Here is a 15551-nt window from a genome sequence, read left to right on the forward strand (position 1 = left end):
ATTTAATAACGTTAGAAATTTTATTAAACATTATGCCAACAATTCAACAATTAGTAAGAACAGGGAGAGCCCAGATAACTAAGAAGAGTAAATCGGCTGCTTTAGATTCTTGTCCTCAAAGAAGAGGGGTTTGTACGCGTGTTTACACTACTACACCAAAGAAACCAAACTCTGCAATGCGTAAAGTTGCGCGTGTACGTTTGACAAATGGTAATGAGGTGAATGCTTACATCCCAGGAGAAGGACACAATCTACAAGAGCACTCGATAGTATTAGTTAGAGGTGGAAGGGTAAAAGATTTACCAGGAGTTAGATACCACATCGTTCGTGGTGCTTTGGATACTGCCGGTGTTAACGGTAGAACTCAAAGAAGATCTAAGTATGGTGCTAAACGCCCTAAAGACAAAAAGTAATTTTTAAAAACTTTTAAAGAAAAGACATGAGAAAAAGACAGGCCAAAAAAAGACCTCTTTTACCAGATCCGAAATTTAACGATCAGTTAGTAACGCGTTTTGTGAATAACTTAATGTGGGATGGTAAAAAATCGACTGCTTTCAAAGTATTCTATGATGCTTTAGAGATCGTTGAAACTAAAAAGCAAGATGCAGAAAAATCCTCATTGGAAATCTGGAAAGATGCATTGACAAATGTTATGCCTCACGTTGAAGTTCGTTCTCGTCGTGTAGGTGGAGCTACTTTCCAAATCCCTATGCAGATTCGTCCGGACAGAAAAATCTCTATGGCGATGAAATGGATGATTCTTTACGCTAGAAAAAGAAATGAGAAATCTATGGCAGGGAAACTTGCTTCTGAAATCTTAGCTGCTGCCAAAGAAGAAGGTGCTGCTGTTAAGAAAAGAATGGATACTCACAAAATGGCGGAAGCAAACAAAGCATTCTCTCACTTTAGATTTTAATTCATAAGAAACATTAGAAATGGCTAGAGATTTAAAATATACTAGAAATATCGGGATTGCTGCTCACATTGATGCTGGTAAAACAACAACAACTGAGCGTATCTTATTTTACACCGGGAAAACACATAAAATTGGTGAAGTACACGAAGGTGCTGCAACAATGGACTGGATGGAACAAGAGGCTGAAAGAGGTATTACCATTACTTCTGCTGCTACTACTTGTACTTGGAATTTCCCTACTGAGCAAGGTAAAGCAACTGCTGATACTAAAGATTACCACTTTAATATTATCGATACTCCGGGTCACGTTGACTTTACAGTAGAGGTAAACCGTTCTCTACGTGTATTGGATGGATTAGTGTTCTTGTTTTCTGCGGTAGACGGAGTTGAGCCTCAGTCGGAAACGAACTGGAGACTTGCTGATAACTATAAAGTTCCTCGTATGGGATTTGTTAACAAGATGGACCGTCAAGGGTCTAACTTCTTAGCAGTTTGCCAACAGGTTAAAGATATGTTGAAATCGAATGCAGTGCCGTTGGTATTGCCAATCGGTGATGAAGCAGACTTTAGAGGAGTAGTAGACTTGATCAAAAACCAGGCTATTGTTTGGCATGATGATACTCAGGGAGCTACTTTTGATATTATTCCAATTCCTGAAGATATGGTTGCTGATGCGAAACAATACAGAGCTCAGTTAATCGAGGAAGTGGCTGCATATGATGAAAACCTTTTAGAGAAATTCATGGAAGATGAAAGCTCTATTACAGAGGAGGAAATCAACAATGCATTAAGAAGAGCAACTATTGATATGGCTATCATTCCAATGTTGTGTGGTTCTTCATTCAAAAATAAAGGGGTTCAGTTCATGTTGGATTCAGTTTGTAAATTCTTGCCTTCTCCGTTGGATAAAGAAGCTATCGAAGGTACAAATCCTGATACTGACGAGCCGATCTCTCGTAAACCATCCGTAAGTGAGCCGTTTGCTGCTTTAGCATTTAAAATTGCTACTGACCCTTATGTAGGTCGTTTGGCATTCTTTAGAGCTTACTCTGGACGTTTAGATGCAGGTTCTTACGTGTTGAACAACCGTTCTGGTAACAAAGAGCGTATCTCTCGTATTTACCAAATGCACGCTAACAAACAAAATCCAATTGAATATATTGAGGCTGGAGATATCGGAGCTGCTGTAGGATTTAAAGATATCAAGACTGGAGATACATTATCTGATGAGAAACATCCGATTGTATTGGAGTCTATGGTATTCCCTGATCCTGTAATTGGTATCGCTGTTGAGCCGAAAACTAAAGCTGACGTTGATAAAATGGGTATGGCTTTAGCTAAATTGGCTGAAGAGGATCCGACGTTTACAGTTAGAACTGACCATGCTTCAGGACAAACTATTATCTCTGGTATGGGTGAGCTTCACTTAGATATCATTGTAGATCGTATGCGTCGTGAGTTTAAAGTTGAGGTAAACCAAGGTGAGCCGCAAGTTGAGTACAAAGAGGCATTTACAAGATCTGCACAACACAGAGAAACGTATAAAAAACAATCTGGTGGACGTGGTAAATTCGGTGATATCGTATTTAGAATCGAGCCTGCTGATGAAGTTGATGGAAAAGTGCCTGTAGGGTTACAATTCGTTAACGAAGTTAAAGGTGGTAACGTTCCTAAAGAATATATCCCTGCTGTTGAAAAAGGATTTAGAGAGGCTATGAAGTCTGGTCCTTTAGCTGGATATGAAGTTGATAGTTTAAAAGTTACTTTATTGGATGGATCTTTCCACCCTGTGGATTCCGATGCGCTTTCATTCGAATTGGCTGCTAAGATGGGATATAAAGAATCTGCTAAAGCTGCAGGTGCTGTAATCCTTGAGCCGATCATGAAGTTAGAAGTATTGACTCCGGAAGAGAATATGGGTGACATCGTTGGGGATTTGAACCGTCGTAGAGGTCAGATCAACAACATGGACGACAGAAATGGTGCTAAAGTTGTTAAAGCTAGTGTGCCGCTTTCTGAAATGTTTGGATATGTTACAACATTGAGAACATTATCTTCTGGTAGAGCAACATCTACAATGGAGTTCTCTCACTATGCAGAGACGCCAAGCAACATCTCTGATGATGTAATCAAAAAAGCAAAAGGTAACGCTTAATTTTTAGGAAAATGAGTCAAAAAATCAGAATAAAATTAAAGTCTTACGATCACAACTTGGTAGATAAATCTGCTGAGAAAATCGTAAAAACTGTAAAAAGTACAGGAGCTGTGGTAACTGGTCCAATTCCGTTGCCTACGCACAAAAAGATTTTCACTGTATTACGTTCTCCACACGTAAACAAAAAATCAAGAGAGCAATTCGAAGTTAGTTCATACAAAAGATTATTAGATATCTATTCTTCGTCTTCTAAAACAATTGATGCTCTAATGAAATTAGAGTTACCAAGCGGAGTAGAAGTAGAGATCAAAGTGTGATAAAATTCGCATTCTAAAGTATTTAAGCATTAAGTTTTTTTATTTAAAACTTAATGCTTACTTTTGCGCACTCAAAAAAGAAATATTTTAAATAAGTAATTAATAATTAGTTTTATATGTCTGGGTTAATTGGTAGAAAAATCGGCATGACTAGTATTTTCGACGAGAACGGGAAAAATATTCCTTGTACTGTAATCGAAGCTGGTCCATGCGTTGTTACCCAAGTCAGAACCAAAGAGGTTGACGGGTATGAAGCGTTACAACTTGGTTTCGATGACAAAACAGAAAAACACGCTACTAAAGCTGAGTTAGGTCACTTTAAAAAAGCGGGAACTGTTGCGAAAAAGAAAGTCGTTGAATTCCAGGATTTTGTAACGGAACACAAATTAGGTGATGTGATCACTGTAGATTTGTTTGGTGAAGGTGAGTTTGTGGACGTGGTAGGCGTTTCAAAAGGTAAAGGTTTCCAAGGGGTTGTTAAACGTCACGGTTTTGGTGGTGTTGGACAGGCTACACATGGTCAGCACAACCGTTTGAGAGCACCAGGTTCTGTTGGAGCATCATCTTATCCATCTAGAGTATTCAAAGGAATGCGTATGGCTGGAAGAACAGGAGGAGAAAATGTAACAGTTCAAAACCTTAGAGTTTTAAAAGTAGTTGCTGAAAAGAACTTGCTTTTAGTTAAAGGAGCTATTCCTGGACACAAAAACTCTTACGTAATCATTCAAAAGTAATGGAAGTAAAAGTATTAGATATCAACGGAAAAGATACAGGTCGTAAAGTGCAACTTGCTGACTCTGTATTCGCAATTGAGCCTAATAACCATGCGGTATATCTTGATGTTAAACAATATTTAGCAAATCAAAGACAAGGTACTCATAAAGCTAAAGAAAGAGCTGAAGTGACTGGAAGTACTCGTAAGGTTAAAAAACAAAAAGGGACAGGTACTGCTCGTGCAGGAAGTGTTAAGTCTCCTTTGTTCAAAGGTGGAGGTACAGTTTTCGGTCCTAGACAAAGAAGCTACTCTTTTAAATTGAACAAAACTTTAAAGAGATTAGCTAGAAAATCAGCTTTCTCAATTAAAGCAAAAGAGTCAAATTTAGTAGTTCTTGAAGACTTTACTTTTGAAGCACCAAACACTAAAAATTTCATTAACGTATTGAAAGCTTTAGGGTTAGAGAATAAAAAATCTTTATTTGTGTTGGGTGAATCAAATAAAAATGTATATTTGTCGTCACGCAATTTAAAGGCTTCTAGTGTTGTAACTACTTCAGAATTAAGTACTTATGCTATTTTAAATGCAAATAGTTTAGTGCTTTTGGAGAGTTCTTTAGGAGGAATTGAAGAAAATTTAAGCAAATAATAGGGCTATGAGTATCATAATTAAACCTATCATTACTGAAAAAATTACCAAAGACGGAGAAGTTTTCAACCGCTTTGGTTTCGTTGTTGATAAAAAAGCGAACAAAATTCAAATCAAAAATGCTGTTGAAGCTGCTTATGGTGTGAATGTGGTTGCTGTAAACACAATGAATTACAGAGCTGATAGAACGGTTAAATACACTAAGAGTGGTTTGATCAGTGGAAAGACTAATGCTTACAAAAAAGCAGTTGTTCAAGTACAAGAAGGAGAAACAATAGATTTTTATAATAATATCTAATAGAAAATGTCAGTTAGAAAATTAAAACCTATTACCCCGGGTCAGCGTTTTAGAGTTGTAAATAGCTTTGACACTATTACAACTGATAAGCCGGAGCGTTCTTTGATCGCACCGAAAAAAAACTCTGGAGGTAGAAATAGTCAAGGAAAGATGACCATGCGCTACACAGGTGGTGGTCACAAACAAAAATATCGTATTGTTGATTTCAAAAGAACTAAAGTAGGGATTCCTGCTACAGTGAAAACAATTGAGTACGATCCGAATCGTTCAGCGTTTATTTCGTTATTGTACTATGCAGATGGTGCTAAAACGTATATCATCGCTCAAAATGGTTTACAAGTAGGACAAACTGTAGTTTCTGGTCCTGAAGCGGCTCCAGAAATTGGTAATACTTTACCTTTAAGTAAAATTCCTCTAGGAACTGTTATTTCTTGTATTGAGTTAAGACCAGGACAAGGTGCGGTTATCGCTCGTTCAGCTGGTACTTTTGCTCAGTTAATGGCGAGAGACGGTAAATATGCTACAATTAAAATGCCTTCAGGTGAGACAAGATTAATCTTGTTAACTTGTTCTGCAACAATTGGAGCAGTATCTAACTCAGATCATCAGTTAGTTGTATCTGGTAAAGCAGGTAGATCTAGATGGTTAGGAAGAAGACCGAGAACAAGACCGGTAGCTATGAACCCAGTAGATCACCCAATGGGTGGTGGAGAAGGACGTTCTTCTGGAGGACATCCACGTTCAAGAAAAGGTTTACCTGCTAAAGGTTATAGAACTCGTTCTAAAGTTAATCCGAGTAATAAGTATATCGTAGAACGTAGAAAGAAATAATAAGTAAGACATGGCACGTTCATTAAAAAAAGGACCTTTTGTACACTATAAATTAGATAAAAAAGTTCAGGAAAATATCGAGAAAGGAAACAAAGGAGTTGTTAAGACTTGGTCTAGAGCTTCAATGATTACTCCGGATTTTGTTGGGCAAACTATCGCAGTTCACAACGGTCGTCAATTTGTACCTGTTTACGTAACAGAAAACATGGTAGGTCATAAATTAGGAGAGTTTTCGCCAACAAGATCTTTTAGAGGTCATGCTGGAGCTAAAAATAAAGGTAAAAAATAATAAGAAGCTATGGGAGTTCGTAAAAGAGAAAGAGCCGAGCAGATTAAAGAAGCTAATAAGCAAATCGCATTTGCTAAGCTGAATAACTGCCCTACTTCACCTAGAAAAATGCGCTTAGTGGCAGATTTAGTTAGAGGTCAGAAGGTAGAAAAAGCTCTTAATATATTAAGATTTAGTTCAAAAGAAGCTTCTCGTAAATTAGAGAAACTGTTGTTATCAGCTATCGCTAACTGGCAAGCTAAAAACGCAGACGCTAATATGGAAGAAGCAGGCTTATTCGTAAAAGAGATCCGTGTTGACGGCGGTATGATGTTGAAAAGACTTCGTCCGGCTCCACAAGGTCGCGCGCACAGAATCAGAAAACGTTCTAATCACGTAACAATCGTGTTAGGAGATATTAATAACACACAAAGCAATTAATAAAGATGGGACAAAAGACAAATCCAATCGGAAATCGCCTTGGTATCATCAGAGGATGGGATTCTAACTGGTATGGTGGAAATGACTACGGTGATAAACTTGCCGAAGACCACAAAATCAGAAAGTATATACATGCTCGTTTATCAAAAGCTAGTGTATCAAAAGTAATCATCGAGAGAACTTTGAAACTTGTAACCGTTACTATCACTACTGCTCGTCCTGGTATCATTATCGGGAAAGGTGGACAAGAGGTAGACAAGTTAAAAGAAGAACTTAAGAAAATTACTGACAAAGAGGTTCAAATTAACATCTTTGAAATTAAAAGACCGGAACTTGATGCTTACTTAGTAGGTACAAGTATCGCTCGTCAGATCGAAAGTCGTATTTCGTACAGACGTGCAATCAAAATGGCTATCGCAGCTGCAATGCGTATGAATGCAGAAGGTGTGAAAGTAATGATTTCTGGTCGTTTGAACGGAGCTGAAATGGCACGTTCGGAAATGTTCAAAGAAGGACGTATTCCTCTATCAACTTTCAGAGCTGACATCGATTACTCACTTGCTGAAGCGCATACTACTTACGGTAGAATGGGTATCAAAGTGTGGATCATGAAAGGTGAAGTTTACGGTAAGAGAGATCTTTCTCCGTTAGTAGGTATGGACAAAAAACAGTCTAAATCTACAGGATCTTCTCCTGCAAAAGGAAATGGTAGACCAAACCAACGCAAAAGAAAGTAATTTTTAAACTAAAGAAAAATGTTACAGCCTAAAAGAACAAAATACCGTAAGGTACAGAAAGGTAAAATGAAAGGCATTTCTCAAAGAGGACATGAACTTTCTAATGGAATGTTTGGTATCAAATCTTTAGATTCAACTTTCATCACTTCTCGTCAAATCGAAGCTGCACGTATCGCTGCAACTCGTTATATGAAAAGAGAAGGTCAGTTATGGATTAAAATTTTCCCAGACAAACCTATCACCAAGAAACCTCTTGAAGTACGTATGGGTAAAGGTAAAGGTGCAGTTGAATATTGGGCTGCAGTTGTTAAACCTGGAAGAATTATGTTTGAAGTTGGAGGAGTGCCTCTATCTGTAGCAAAAGAGGCTTTACGTCTTGCTGCACAAAAACTTCCTGTTAAAACTAAGTTTATCGTTGCTAGAGATTTCGAAGCATAATCAATTTTTATTATGAAACAATCAGAAATTAAAAATCTATCTGCAGCTGAGTTACAAGGACAACTTAGTCAGTTAAAGAAGACATATGCCGACCTAAAAACAGCTCACGCTATTTCTCCAATTGAAAACCCATTACAGTTAAGAACTGTAAGAAGATCAATTGCAAGAGTAGCTACTGAGTTAAGCAAAAGAGAGTTACAATAATTGTATTCTGCTGAAAGATGGAAAAAAGAAATTTAAGAAAAGAAAGAATTGGTGTTGTTACTAGTAACAAAATGGAAAAATCTATTGTTGTTTCTGAAACAAGAAAAGTAAAACACCCATTATATGGTAAGTTCGTGTTAAAAACGAAAAAATACGTTGCACACGACGAAACAAACGATTGCAACATCGGAGATACTGTACGAATCATGGAGACTCGTCCGTTAAGTAAATCTAAATGTTGGAGATTAGTTGAAATCATTGAAAGAGCGAAATAATTATGGTACAACAGGAATCTAGATTAAAAGTAGCAGATAACACGGGAGCTAAAGAAGTTTTAACTATCCGTGTTTTAGGAGGAACGAAACGTCGTTATGCCTCTGTTGGAGATAAAATTGTAGTGTCTATTAAAGACGCAACACCTAACGGAAACGTTAAAAAAGGTGCTGTTTCTACTGCAGTTGTTGTACGTACCAAAAAAGAAGTGAGAAGAGCCGATGGTTCATACATCAGATTTGACGATAACGCTTGCGTATTGTTAAATGCTGCTGGTGAAATGAGAGGTACTCGTGTTTTTGGTCCGGTAGCCAGAGAACTTCGTGAAAAACAATTCATGAAAATTGTATCATTAGCACCAGAAGTGCTTTAATTCGTTGTAAAGATGATGAAGCTAAAAATAAAATCAGGAGATATCGTAAAAGTAATCGCCGGTGACCATAAAGGTGCTGAAGGCAAAGTTTTACGTGTACTTCGCGAGAAAAACAAAGCGGTAGTAGAAGGTGTTAACTTAGTATCTAAGCATACTAAACCAAGCGCTAAAAACCCTCAGGGTGGTATCGTTAAAAAAGAAGCTCCAATTCATATCTCTAACATCGCTTTAATCGATCCTAAAACTAAGTCTGCGACTAAAGTTGGGGTGAAAGTTGAAGGAGATAAGAAAGTGAGAATTTCTAAAAAATCTAATCAAGTATTATAGTGATGGCTTATATACCTAGACTAAAAGAAGAATATAAGAGCAGAGTAATTGCTGCTCTTACAGAAGAGTACGGTTACAAAAACGTTATGATGGTTCCTAAACTTGAAAAAATCGTTATTAGCCGTGGTGTTGGTGCAGCTGTGTCGGATAAGAAATTAGTAGATCATGCAGTTGAAGAGTTAACAAAAATTACTGGTCAAAAAGCGGTTTCTACTATTTCTAAGAAAGACGTTGCTTCTTTCAAATTAAGAAAAGGAATGCCAATTGGTGCTAAAGTAACTTTACGTGGAGAAAGAATGTATGAATTCCTTGATCGTTTGATCACGTCTTCATTACCACGTGTAAGAGATTTCGGTGGTATCAAAGCAACTGGATTTGATGGTAGAGGTAATTACAACTTAGGTGTTTTGGAACAAATCATTTTCCCTGAAATTGATATTGATAAAGTAAACAAAATTGCCGGATTTGATATTACTTTCGTAACTTCGGCGTCGACAGACAAAGAAGCGAAGTCATTATTAACACAATTAGGATTACCTTTTAAAAAGAATTAAGTTATGGCTAAAGAATCAATGAAAGCCCGTGAGGTGAAAAGACAGGCTTTGGTAGACAAGTATGCTGAAAAAAGAAAGGCTTTATTAGAAGCTGGAGATTATGAAGGCTTACAAAAATTACCAAAAAACGCTTCACCTGTACGTTTACACAATCGTTGTAAATTAACAGGAAGACCAAGAGGGTATATGCGTCAATTCGGTATTTCACGTGTAACTTTCCGTGAAATGGCTAATAGCGGATTAATCCCAGGGGTTAAAAAAGCTAGCTGGTAATATAAAAGAATTATAAATTGATTAAAGGTTCGGTAAATGAAAATTTACCGAAAACCATAATCGCAAATTAATAAACATGTATACAGATCCTATCGCAGATTTCTTAACAAGAATCAGAAATGCCGTAAGAGCTAACCACAAAGTGGTAGAAATCCCGGCTTCTAACATGAAAAAAGAAATCACAAAAATTTTATTCGATCAAGGATATATTTTAAGTTACAAGTTTGATGACAGTACTGTTCAAGGTACCATCAAAATCGCTCTTAAGTATGACAAAGAAACTAAAGAGGCTGTAATTAAAGATATCCAAAGAATTAGTAAACCAGGTTTACGTAAGTACGCAGGTGCTGCCAAACTACCTAGAATCTTAAATGGTTTAGGTATCGCTATCGTTTCTACATCAAAAGGTCTTATGACTGGGAAACAAGCGAAACAATTGAATGTTGGTGGTGAAGTTATTTGTTACGTATACTAATAAAAAGACTAAGCAATGTCAAGAATAGGAAAAAGTCCAATTGCAATTCCAGCTGGAGTAACTGTAGAGGTTAAAGATGCTGTAGTTACAGTAAAAGGAAAATTAGGAGAACTTTCTCAAGAGTTTTCAGATGTATCTGTTAAAATTGAGGAAGGACAAGTAATCGTAGAAAGATCTTCTGATGATAAAGGTCACAGATCAAAACACGGTTTATACAGAGCTTTAATCAATAACATGATTGTTGGTGTAGCAGAAGGTTTTACTAAAGAATTAGAATTAGTTGGAGTAGGATACAGAGCTTCTAACCAAGGTCAAAAATTGGATGTCGCTTTAGGTTTTTCGCACAACATCGTTCTTGAAGTTGTTTCAGAAGTAAAAGTTGAAACAGTTTCTGAGAAAGGTAAAAACCCAATCATTAAGTTATCTTCATATGACAAACAACTATTAGGGCAAGTAGCGGCTAAAATCCGTTCTTTCCGTAAGCCTGAGCCTTACAAAGGAAAAGGAGTTAAGTTTGTAGGTGAAGTATTAAGAAGAAAAGCAGGTAAATCAGCTTAAAAATTAAGACTATGTCATTAACAAAATCTGAAAGAAGACAAAGAATCAAGTTCAGAATCAGAAAGATTGTAAGCGGAACTGCTGCGAAACCAAGACTTTCTGTTTTTAGATCGAATAAAGAAATCTATGCGCAAATCATAGATGACGTAAATGGTGTGACACTAGCTGCCGCTTCTTCAAGAGAAGCTGGTGCAACTGGAACAAAAATCGAAATTGCAGCTGCTGTAGGTAAGTTAATTGCCGATAAAGCTAAAAATGCAGGTGTAGAGATTGTTTCTTTTGACAGAGGTGGTTATTTATATCACGGAAGAGTTAAATCATTGGCAGACGGCGCTAGAGAAGCTGGACTTAAATTCTAAGAATTATGTATCATAATTATAAAAACGTAGAACTGGTAAAACCAAGTGGTCTTGAATTAAAAGACCGTTTGGTAAGTGTTAATCGTGTTACTAAAGTTACAAAAGGTGGTAGAGCTTTCGGTTTTTCTGCTATTGTAGTAGTAGGAGACGAAAACGGTGTAGTAGGTCATGGTCTTGGAAAATCTAAGGATGTGTCTGAAGCTATTGCTAAAGCAGTAGAAGATGCTAAAAAGAACTTAGTGAGAATTCCTTTGGTTGGACACACTATCCCTCACGAGCAAAAAGGTAAATTTGGTGGAGCACGCGTATTCTTGATGCCTGCTTCTCACGGTACCGGAGTTATTGCCGGTGGTTCTGTGAGAGCCGTTGTGGAGTCTTTAGGAATCCATGATGTATTGTCAAAATCGCAAGGTTCATCAAACCCACACAATGTTGTTAAAGCTACTTTTGATGCTTTATTACAAATGAGAAGTGCACACACTGTTGCAAAACAAAGAGGTGTTTCTTTAGAAAAAGTATTCAAAGGTTAATTCAAGGAAATTATGGCAAAAATATTAGTAAAACAAGTTAAAAGTCAAATCAATTGTCCTCTTATTCAAAAGAGAACTCTTGAAGCTTTAGGTCTTCGTAAACTAGGGCAAGTTGTTGAGCACGATGCGAATTCTGCTATCCTTGGAATGGTAAATAAAGTTAAACACTTGGTTTCTGTAGAAGAAACTAAATAATAACAATAACAGTTATGAATTTAAGTAACTTACAGCCAGCTGAAGGTTCAGTACACAACCAAAATAAAAGATTAGGTAGAGGAGAAGGTTCTGGTAAAGGTGGTACAGCCGCTAGAGGACACAAAGGAGCTAAGTCTCGTTCTGGTTATTCTAAGAAAATTGGTTTCGAAGGAGGTCAGATGCCTTTACAGAGACGTGTACCTAAGTTTGGTTTTAAAAACATAAACAGAGTTGAATATCAAGGTATCAACCTGGATACACTTCAGTTATTAGTAGATAACGGAGTTGTAACCGATACAGTTGATTTCGCTGTTTTGGTAGATAATCGTTTAGCAACAAAAAATAGCTTAGTAAAGATTTTAGGAAGAGGAGAGCTTAAAGCAAAACTAAAAGTAACTGCTCACAAATTTACTGCTACTGCAAAAGCGGCTATTGAAGCTGCAGGAGGAGAAGCTGTAACTTTATAATCTTTATAGACAGATGAAGAAATTTATAGAATCATTAGTAAATGTTTGGAAGATCGAGGAATTAAAAAATAAAATTTTAATTACTCTTGGTTTATTGTTAGTTTACCGTTTAGGTGCTCAGGTAACCCTTCCAGGTATTGATGCTACTAAATTGCAAAGTTTATCTAGTCAAACAGATCAAGGAATTGGATGGTTAATCAATGTATTTACAGGTGGTGCGTTTTCGCAGGCATCTGTATTTGCATTGGGTATCATGCCGTATATTTCAGCGTCTATCGTAGTTCAGTTAATGGGAATCGCTATTCCTTATTTACAGAAATTACAAAAAGACGGTGAAAGCGGTAGAAGAAAAATCAACCAAATCACTAGATGGTTAACTATTGGTATTACCCTATTGCAAGGTCCAGGTTATATTTATAACTTGTATAAACAATTACCTGCAGATGCCTTTTTATTAGGATTTAGTTCATTCTCATTCTTATTCTCATCTGTAATCATCCTAGTTACAGGTACGATTTTTGCAATGTGGTTAGGTGAAAAAATTACTGATAAAGGTATCGGAAACGGTATTTCGTTGTTGATCATGGTAGGTATTCTTGCTCGATTGCCACAGGCTTTCATCCAGGAATTCTCTTCCCGTGTAACAGAAAATAACGGAGGGCCTATGCTTATCGTTTTAGAAGTAATTATTTGGTTGTTGATCATTATTGCTTGTATTTTATTAACCATGGCCGTTAGAAAAATTCCGGTTCAGTACGCTCGTCGTACAACTGCCGGAGATTTCGAACAGGACATGATGGGAGGTAACAGACAATGGATTCCGTTAAAGCTTAATGCTTCCGGAGTTATGCCGATTATCTTCGCTCAGGCAATTATGTTTATTCCTGCTGCTGTTGCTGGTTTATCGACATCAGATACAGCTCAAACTATTACTACCAGCTTCCAGAATATCTTTGGATGGCAGTATAATTTAGTTTTTGCTTTATTAATCATTATTTTTACTTACTTTTACACCGCAATTACAGTACCTACAAATAAAATGGCTGACGATTTGAAACGTAGTGGAGGTTTTATCCCGGGCATTCGTCCAGGAGTTGAGACCGGAGACTATCTTGATAAAATCATGTCGTTAATCACTTTCCCTGGTTCGTTATTCTTAGCATTGATCGCTGTGTTCCCAGCTATCGCGGTAAGTTTACTTGGCGTTCAACAGGGGTGGGCTATGTTTTATGGCGGAACATCGTTACTAATTATGGTGGGAGTTGCAATTGATACTATTCAGCAAATAAATTCTTATTTATTGAATAAACACTATGACGGTTTGATGAAAAGTGGTAAAAATAGAAAAGCAGTAGCTTAATTTTTATGGCAAAACAATCAGCAATAGAACAAGACGGATCCATCATTGAAGCATTATCAAATGCGATGTTCCGTGTAGAATTAGAAAACGGACACGTTGTAATCGCTCATATCTCTGGTAAAATGCGTATGCATTATATCAAATTATTACCTGGTGATAAAGTGAAGTTAGAGATGAGCCCTTACGATTTGTCTAAAGCAAGAATTACTTATAGATACTAAAGGCTATTAAAATGAAAGTAAGAGCATCAGTTAAAAAAAGAAGTGCCGAGTGCATTATTGTGCGTAGAAAAGGAAGATTATACGTTATTAATAAAAAGAATCCTAGATTTAAACAAAGACAAGGATAGTTATGGCAAGAATTGCAGGGGTAGATATACCTAAAAATAAAAGAGGAATCATCGCGCTAACCTATATCTTCGGAATTGGGAACAGCAGAGCGAAAGAGATTTTAGAAAAAGCTAACGTAAGCGAAGATAAAAAAGTTCAAGACTGGAATGATGATGAGATCGGAGCTATCCGTGAAGCAGTATCTTATTTCAAGATTGAAGGAGAACTACGTTCTGAGATTTCATTAAACATCAAACGTTTAATGGATATCGGATGCTACAGAGGAATTCGTCATAGAGCTGGACTTCCATTAAGAGGTCAAAGAACTAAGAACAATTCTAGAACAAGAAAAGGTAAAAGAAAAACTGTTGCTAACAAGAAAAAAGCAACTAAATAATAAGTAGTAGTATGGCTAAGGCAAATACAAAAAAACGTAAAGTTATCGTTGAGTCAACAGGCGAAGCTCATATTAATGCAACTTTTAACAACATCATTATTTCTTTAACAAACAAGAAAGGTGAAGTTATTTCTTGGTCTTCAGCTGGTAAAATGGGTTTCAGAGGTTCTAAAAAGAACACTCCTTACGCAGCTCAGATGGCAGCAGAAGATTGTAGCAAAGTTGCTTTGGAAGCAGGACTTAAAAAAGTAAAAGTTTACGTTAAAGGTCCTGGAAATGGTAGAGAATCTGCCATCAGATCACTTCACAACGGAGGAATTGAAGTTACTGAAATTATCGATGTAACTCCAATGCCGCACAACGGATGTCGTCCTCCAAAAAGAAGAAGAGTTTAATTTTATATAGTATAACCTAAGGTAGGAACAAGATTATCGGAGGAAAGACCTGAATTCATAATCCCTACCTTTTTTTAATTTTTAGCAATGGCAAGATATACTGGTCCACAAACTAAAATCGCTCGTAAATTTGGTGAAGCGATCTTCGGAGATGATAAATCTTTCGAAAAAAGAAACTACCCTCCAGGGCAACATGGTTTAGCAAAAAAAAGAGGTAAAAAATCGGAGTACGCTATCCAGTTGATGGAAAAACAAAAAGCTAAGTACACTTACGGAATCTTAGAGCGTCAATTCAGAAACTTATTCGAAAAAGCATCTGCTTCTCGTGGAGTAACTGGTGAAGTTCTTATCCAATTATGTGAAGCAAGATTAGATAACGTTGTATACAGAATGGGTATTGCTCCTTCTCGTCGTGCAGCTCGTCAAATCGTTTCTCACCGTCACATCACGGTTAACGGAGAAGTGGTTAATATCCCTTCTTACCACTTAAAACCAGGTGACAAAGTTGCTGTTCGTGAAAAATCAAAATCTCTTGAAGCTATCGAACGCTCGTTATCTAATTCTAGTACTGTTTACGAATGGATTACTTGGAACAATGATACTAAAGAAGGTACTTTCGTTTCTGTACCGGCTAGAATCCAAGTTCCAGAAAACATCAAAGAACAGTTAATCGTAGAGTTGTACAACAAATAATAATTAGACATCAGTCGAAATAAAT

At 36.9% G+C, this 15551-nt stretch carries 30 protein-coding genes; all 30 read left to right on the forward strand.

What is annotated here, in order from left to right:
* The first annotated feature begins 32 nt into the window (after positions 1-32).
* Positions 33-413 carry a 30S ribosomal protein S12 gene (rpsL, locus tag NOX80_RS07120; protein ID WP_114757561.1) on the forward strand — a complete coding sequence of 127 codons (381 nt, stop codon included), beginning with the start codon at positions 33-35 and terminating at the stop codon, positions 411-413.
* A 26-nt stretch (positions 414-439) separates the two neighbouring features.
* A complete protein-coding gene (gene rpsG / locus NOX80_RS07125; RefSeq protein WP_136403042.1) occupies positions 440-916 on the forward strand; it encodes a 30S ribosomal protein S7 in 477 nt (158 codons plus the stop codon).
* A gap of 19 nt (positions 917-935) precedes the next feature.
* Entirely contained in the window at positions 936-3071 is a 2136-nt protein-coding gene (gene fusA, locus NOX80_RS07130; protein WP_256552617.1) for an elongation factor G, read from the forward strand.
* A gap of 11 nt (positions 3072-3082) precedes the next feature.
* Entirely contained in the window at positions 3083-3388 is a 306-nt protein-coding gene (gene rpsJ / locus NOX80_RS07135) for a 30S ribosomal protein S10 (protein WP_136403044.1), read from the forward strand.
* Positions 3389-3504: 116 nt separating this feature from the next.
* The gene (gene rplC, locus NOX80_RS07140; protein ID WP_256552618.1) at positions 3505-4122 is read left to right on the forward strand and encodes a 50S ribosomal protein L3; all 618 of its coding nucleotides are present in this window, start codon (positions 3505-3507) and stop codon (positions 4120-4122) included.
* Positions 4122-4751: a 50S ribosomal protein L4 gene (rplD, locus tag NOX80_RS07145; RefSeq protein WP_256552619.1), complete on the forward strand. Its 630-nt coding sequence runs from the start codon at positions 4122-4124 to the stop codon at positions 4749-4751. The genes rplC and rplD overlap by 1 nt, the downstream gene beginning before the upstream one ends.
* Before the next feature lie 7 nt (positions 4752-4758).
* Positions 4759-5049: a 50S ribosomal protein L23 gene (rplW, locus tag NOX80_RS07150; protein WP_136403047.1), complete on the forward strand. Its 291-nt coding sequence runs from the start codon at positions 4759-4761 to the stop codon at positions 5047-5049.
* 6 nt (positions 5050-5055) lie between these two features.
* The gene (rplB, locus tag NOX80_RS07155; RefSeq protein ID WP_177732445.1) at positions 5056-5880 is read left to right on the forward strand and encodes a 50S ribosomal protein L2; all 825 of its coding nucleotides are present in this window, start codon (positions 5056-5058) and stop codon (positions 5878-5880) included.
* A 10-nt stretch (positions 5881-5890) separates the two neighbouring features.
* Positions 5891-6169, forward strand: coding sequence for a 30S ribosomal protein S19 (gene rpsS, locus NOX80_RS07160; protein WP_014085019.1), 279 nt, complete (start codon positions 5891-5893; stop codon positions 6167-6169).
* 9 nt (positions 6170-6178) lie between these two features.
* Positions 6179-6589, forward strand: a complete 411-nt coding sequence (gene rplV, locus NOX80_RS07165; RefSeq protein ID WP_256552620.1) for a 50S ribosomal protein L22 — start codon at positions 6179-6181, stop codon at positions 6587-6589.
* A gap of 5 nt (positions 6590-6594) precedes the next feature.
* Positions 6595-7326: a 30S ribosomal protein S3 gene (gene rpsC / locus NOX80_RS07170; protein WP_256552621.1), complete on the forward strand. Its 732-nt coding sequence runs from the start codon at positions 6595-6597 to the stop codon at positions 7324-7326.
* Between the two features lie 18 nt (positions 7327-7344).
* Positions 7345-7764 (forward strand): 50S ribosomal protein L16, encoded by a 420-nt coding sequence (gene rplP / locus NOX80_RS07175; RefSeq protein WP_136403051.1) that lies wholly within the window; start codon positions 7345-7347, stop codon positions 7762-7764.
* 12 nt (positions 7765-7776) lie between these two features.
* Positions 7777-7968: a 50S ribosomal protein L29 gene (gene rpmC / locus NOX80_RS07180; protein ID WP_136403052.1), complete on the forward strand. Its 192-nt coding sequence runs from the start codon at positions 7777-7779 to the stop codon at positions 7966-7968.
* Positions 7969-7985: 17 nt separating this feature from the next.
* Positions 7986-8243, forward strand: a complete 258-nt coding sequence (rpsQ, locus tag NOX80_RS07185) for a 30S ribosomal protein S17 (RefSeq protein WP_136403053.1) — start codon at positions 7986-7988, stop codon at positions 8241-8243.
* A gap of 2 nt (positions 8244-8245) precedes the next feature.
* Positions 8246-8614, forward strand: a complete 369-nt coding sequence (gene rplN / locus NOX80_RS07190) for a 50S ribosomal protein L14 (protein WP_007803649.1) — start codon at positions 8246-8248, stop codon at positions 8612-8614.
* Between the two features lie 12 nt (positions 8615-8626).
* Complete coding sequence (gene rplX, locus NOX80_RS07195; RefSeq protein WP_256552622.1) at positions 8627-8941, forward strand: 50S ribosomal protein L24; 315 nt, start codon at positions 8627-8629, stop codon at positions 8939-8941.
* A gap of 2 nt (positions 8942-8943) precedes the next feature.
* Complete coding sequence (gene rplE / locus NOX80_RS07200) at positions 8944-9495, forward strand: 50S ribosomal protein L5 (RefSeq protein WP_256552623.1); 552 nt, start codon at positions 8944-8946, stop codon at positions 9493-9495.
* 3 nt (positions 9496-9498) lie between these two features.
* On the forward strand, positions 9499-9768 hold the full coding sequence (gene rpsN / locus NOX80_RS07205) for a 30S ribosomal protein S14 (RefSeq protein ID WP_256552624.1): 270 nt from the start codon (positions 9499-9501) through the stop codon (positions 9766-9768).
* Positions 9769-9844: 76 nt separating this feature from the next.
* Positions 9845-10243 (forward strand): 30S ribosomal protein S8, encoded by a 399-nt coding sequence (gene rpsH / locus NOX80_RS07210; protein WP_256552625.1) that lies wholly within the window; start codon positions 9845-9847, stop codon positions 10241-10243.
* A 15-nt stretch (positions 10244-10258) separates the two neighbouring features.
* Positions 10259-10801 (forward strand): 50S ribosomal protein L6, encoded by a 543-nt coding sequence (gene rplF / locus NOX80_RS07215; RefSeq protein WP_256552626.1) that lies wholly within the window; start codon positions 10259-10261, stop codon positions 10799-10801.
* A gap of 11 nt (positions 10802-10812) precedes the next feature.
* The gene (rplR, locus tag NOX80_RS07220; protein WP_256552627.1) at positions 10813-11160 is read left to right on the forward strand and encodes a 50S ribosomal protein L18; all 348 of its coding nucleotides are present in this window, start codon (positions 10813-10815) and stop codon (positions 11158-11160) included.
* A 5-nt stretch (positions 11161-11165) separates the two neighbouring features.
* Positions 11166-11690: a 30S ribosomal protein S5 gene (gene rpsE, locus NOX80_RS07225; RefSeq protein WP_136403060.1), complete on the forward strand. Its 525-nt coding sequence runs from the start codon at positions 11166-11168 to the stop codon at positions 11688-11690.
* 12 nt (positions 11691-11702) lie between these two features.
* A complete protein-coding gene (gene rpmD / locus NOX80_RS07230) occupies positions 11703-11885 on the forward strand; it encodes a 50S ribosomal protein L30 (RefSeq protein WP_256552628.1) in 183 nt (60 codons plus the stop codon).
* Positions 11886-11899: 14 nt separating this feature from the next.
* Complete coding sequence (rplO, locus tag NOX80_RS07235) at positions 11900-12352, forward strand: 50S ribosomal protein L15 (RefSeq protein WP_136403062.1); 453 nt, start codon at positions 11900-11902, stop codon at positions 12350-12352.
* Between the two features lie 13 nt (positions 12353-12365).
* Complete coding sequence (gene secY, locus NOX80_RS07240) at positions 12366-13712, forward strand: preprotein translocase subunit SecY (RefSeq protein WP_136403063.1); 1347 nt, start codon at positions 12366-12368, stop codon at positions 13710-13712.
* Between the two features lie 5 nt (positions 13713-13717).
* Positions 13718-13933, forward strand: a complete 216-nt coding sequence (infA, locus tag NOX80_RS07245) for a translation initiation factor IF-1 (protein WP_026714631.1) — start codon at positions 13718-13720, stop codon at positions 13931-13933.
* An 11-nt stretch (positions 13934-13944) separates the two neighbouring features.
* On the forward strand, positions 13945-14061 hold the full coding sequence (gene ykgO / locus NOX80_RS07250; protein WP_002987490.1) for a type B 50S ribosomal protein L36: 117 nt from the start codon (positions 13945-13947) through the stop codon (positions 14059-14061).
* A 2-nt stretch (positions 14062-14063) separates the two neighbouring features.
* Positions 14064-14438 (forward strand): 30S ribosomal protein S13, encoded by a 375-nt coding sequence (gene rpsM / locus NOX80_RS07255; RefSeq protein ID WP_177732487.1) that lies wholly within the window; start codon positions 14064-14066, stop codon positions 14436-14438.
* A gap of 11 nt (positions 14439-14449) precedes the next feature.
* Complete coding sequence (rpsK, locus tag NOX80_RS07260) at positions 14450-14833, forward strand: 30S ribosomal protein S11 (protein ID WP_136403065.1); 384 nt, start codon at positions 14450-14452, stop codon at positions 14831-14833.
* A gap of 87 nt (positions 14834-14920) precedes the next feature.
* On the forward strand, positions 14921-15526 hold the full coding sequence (rpsD, locus tag NOX80_RS07265) for a 30S ribosomal protein S4 (RefSeq protein ID WP_256552629.1): 606 nt from the start codon (positions 14921-14923) through the stop codon (positions 15524-15526).
* The last annotated feature ends 25 nt before the right edge of the window (positions 15527-15551 follow it).

The organism is Flavobacterium cerinum, assembly GCF_024496085.1.
In the GTDB taxonomy this organism is placed as follows: domain Bacteria; phylum Bacteroidota; class Bacteroidia; order Flavobacteriales; family Flavobacteriaceae; genus Flavobacterium; species Flavobacterium cerinum_A.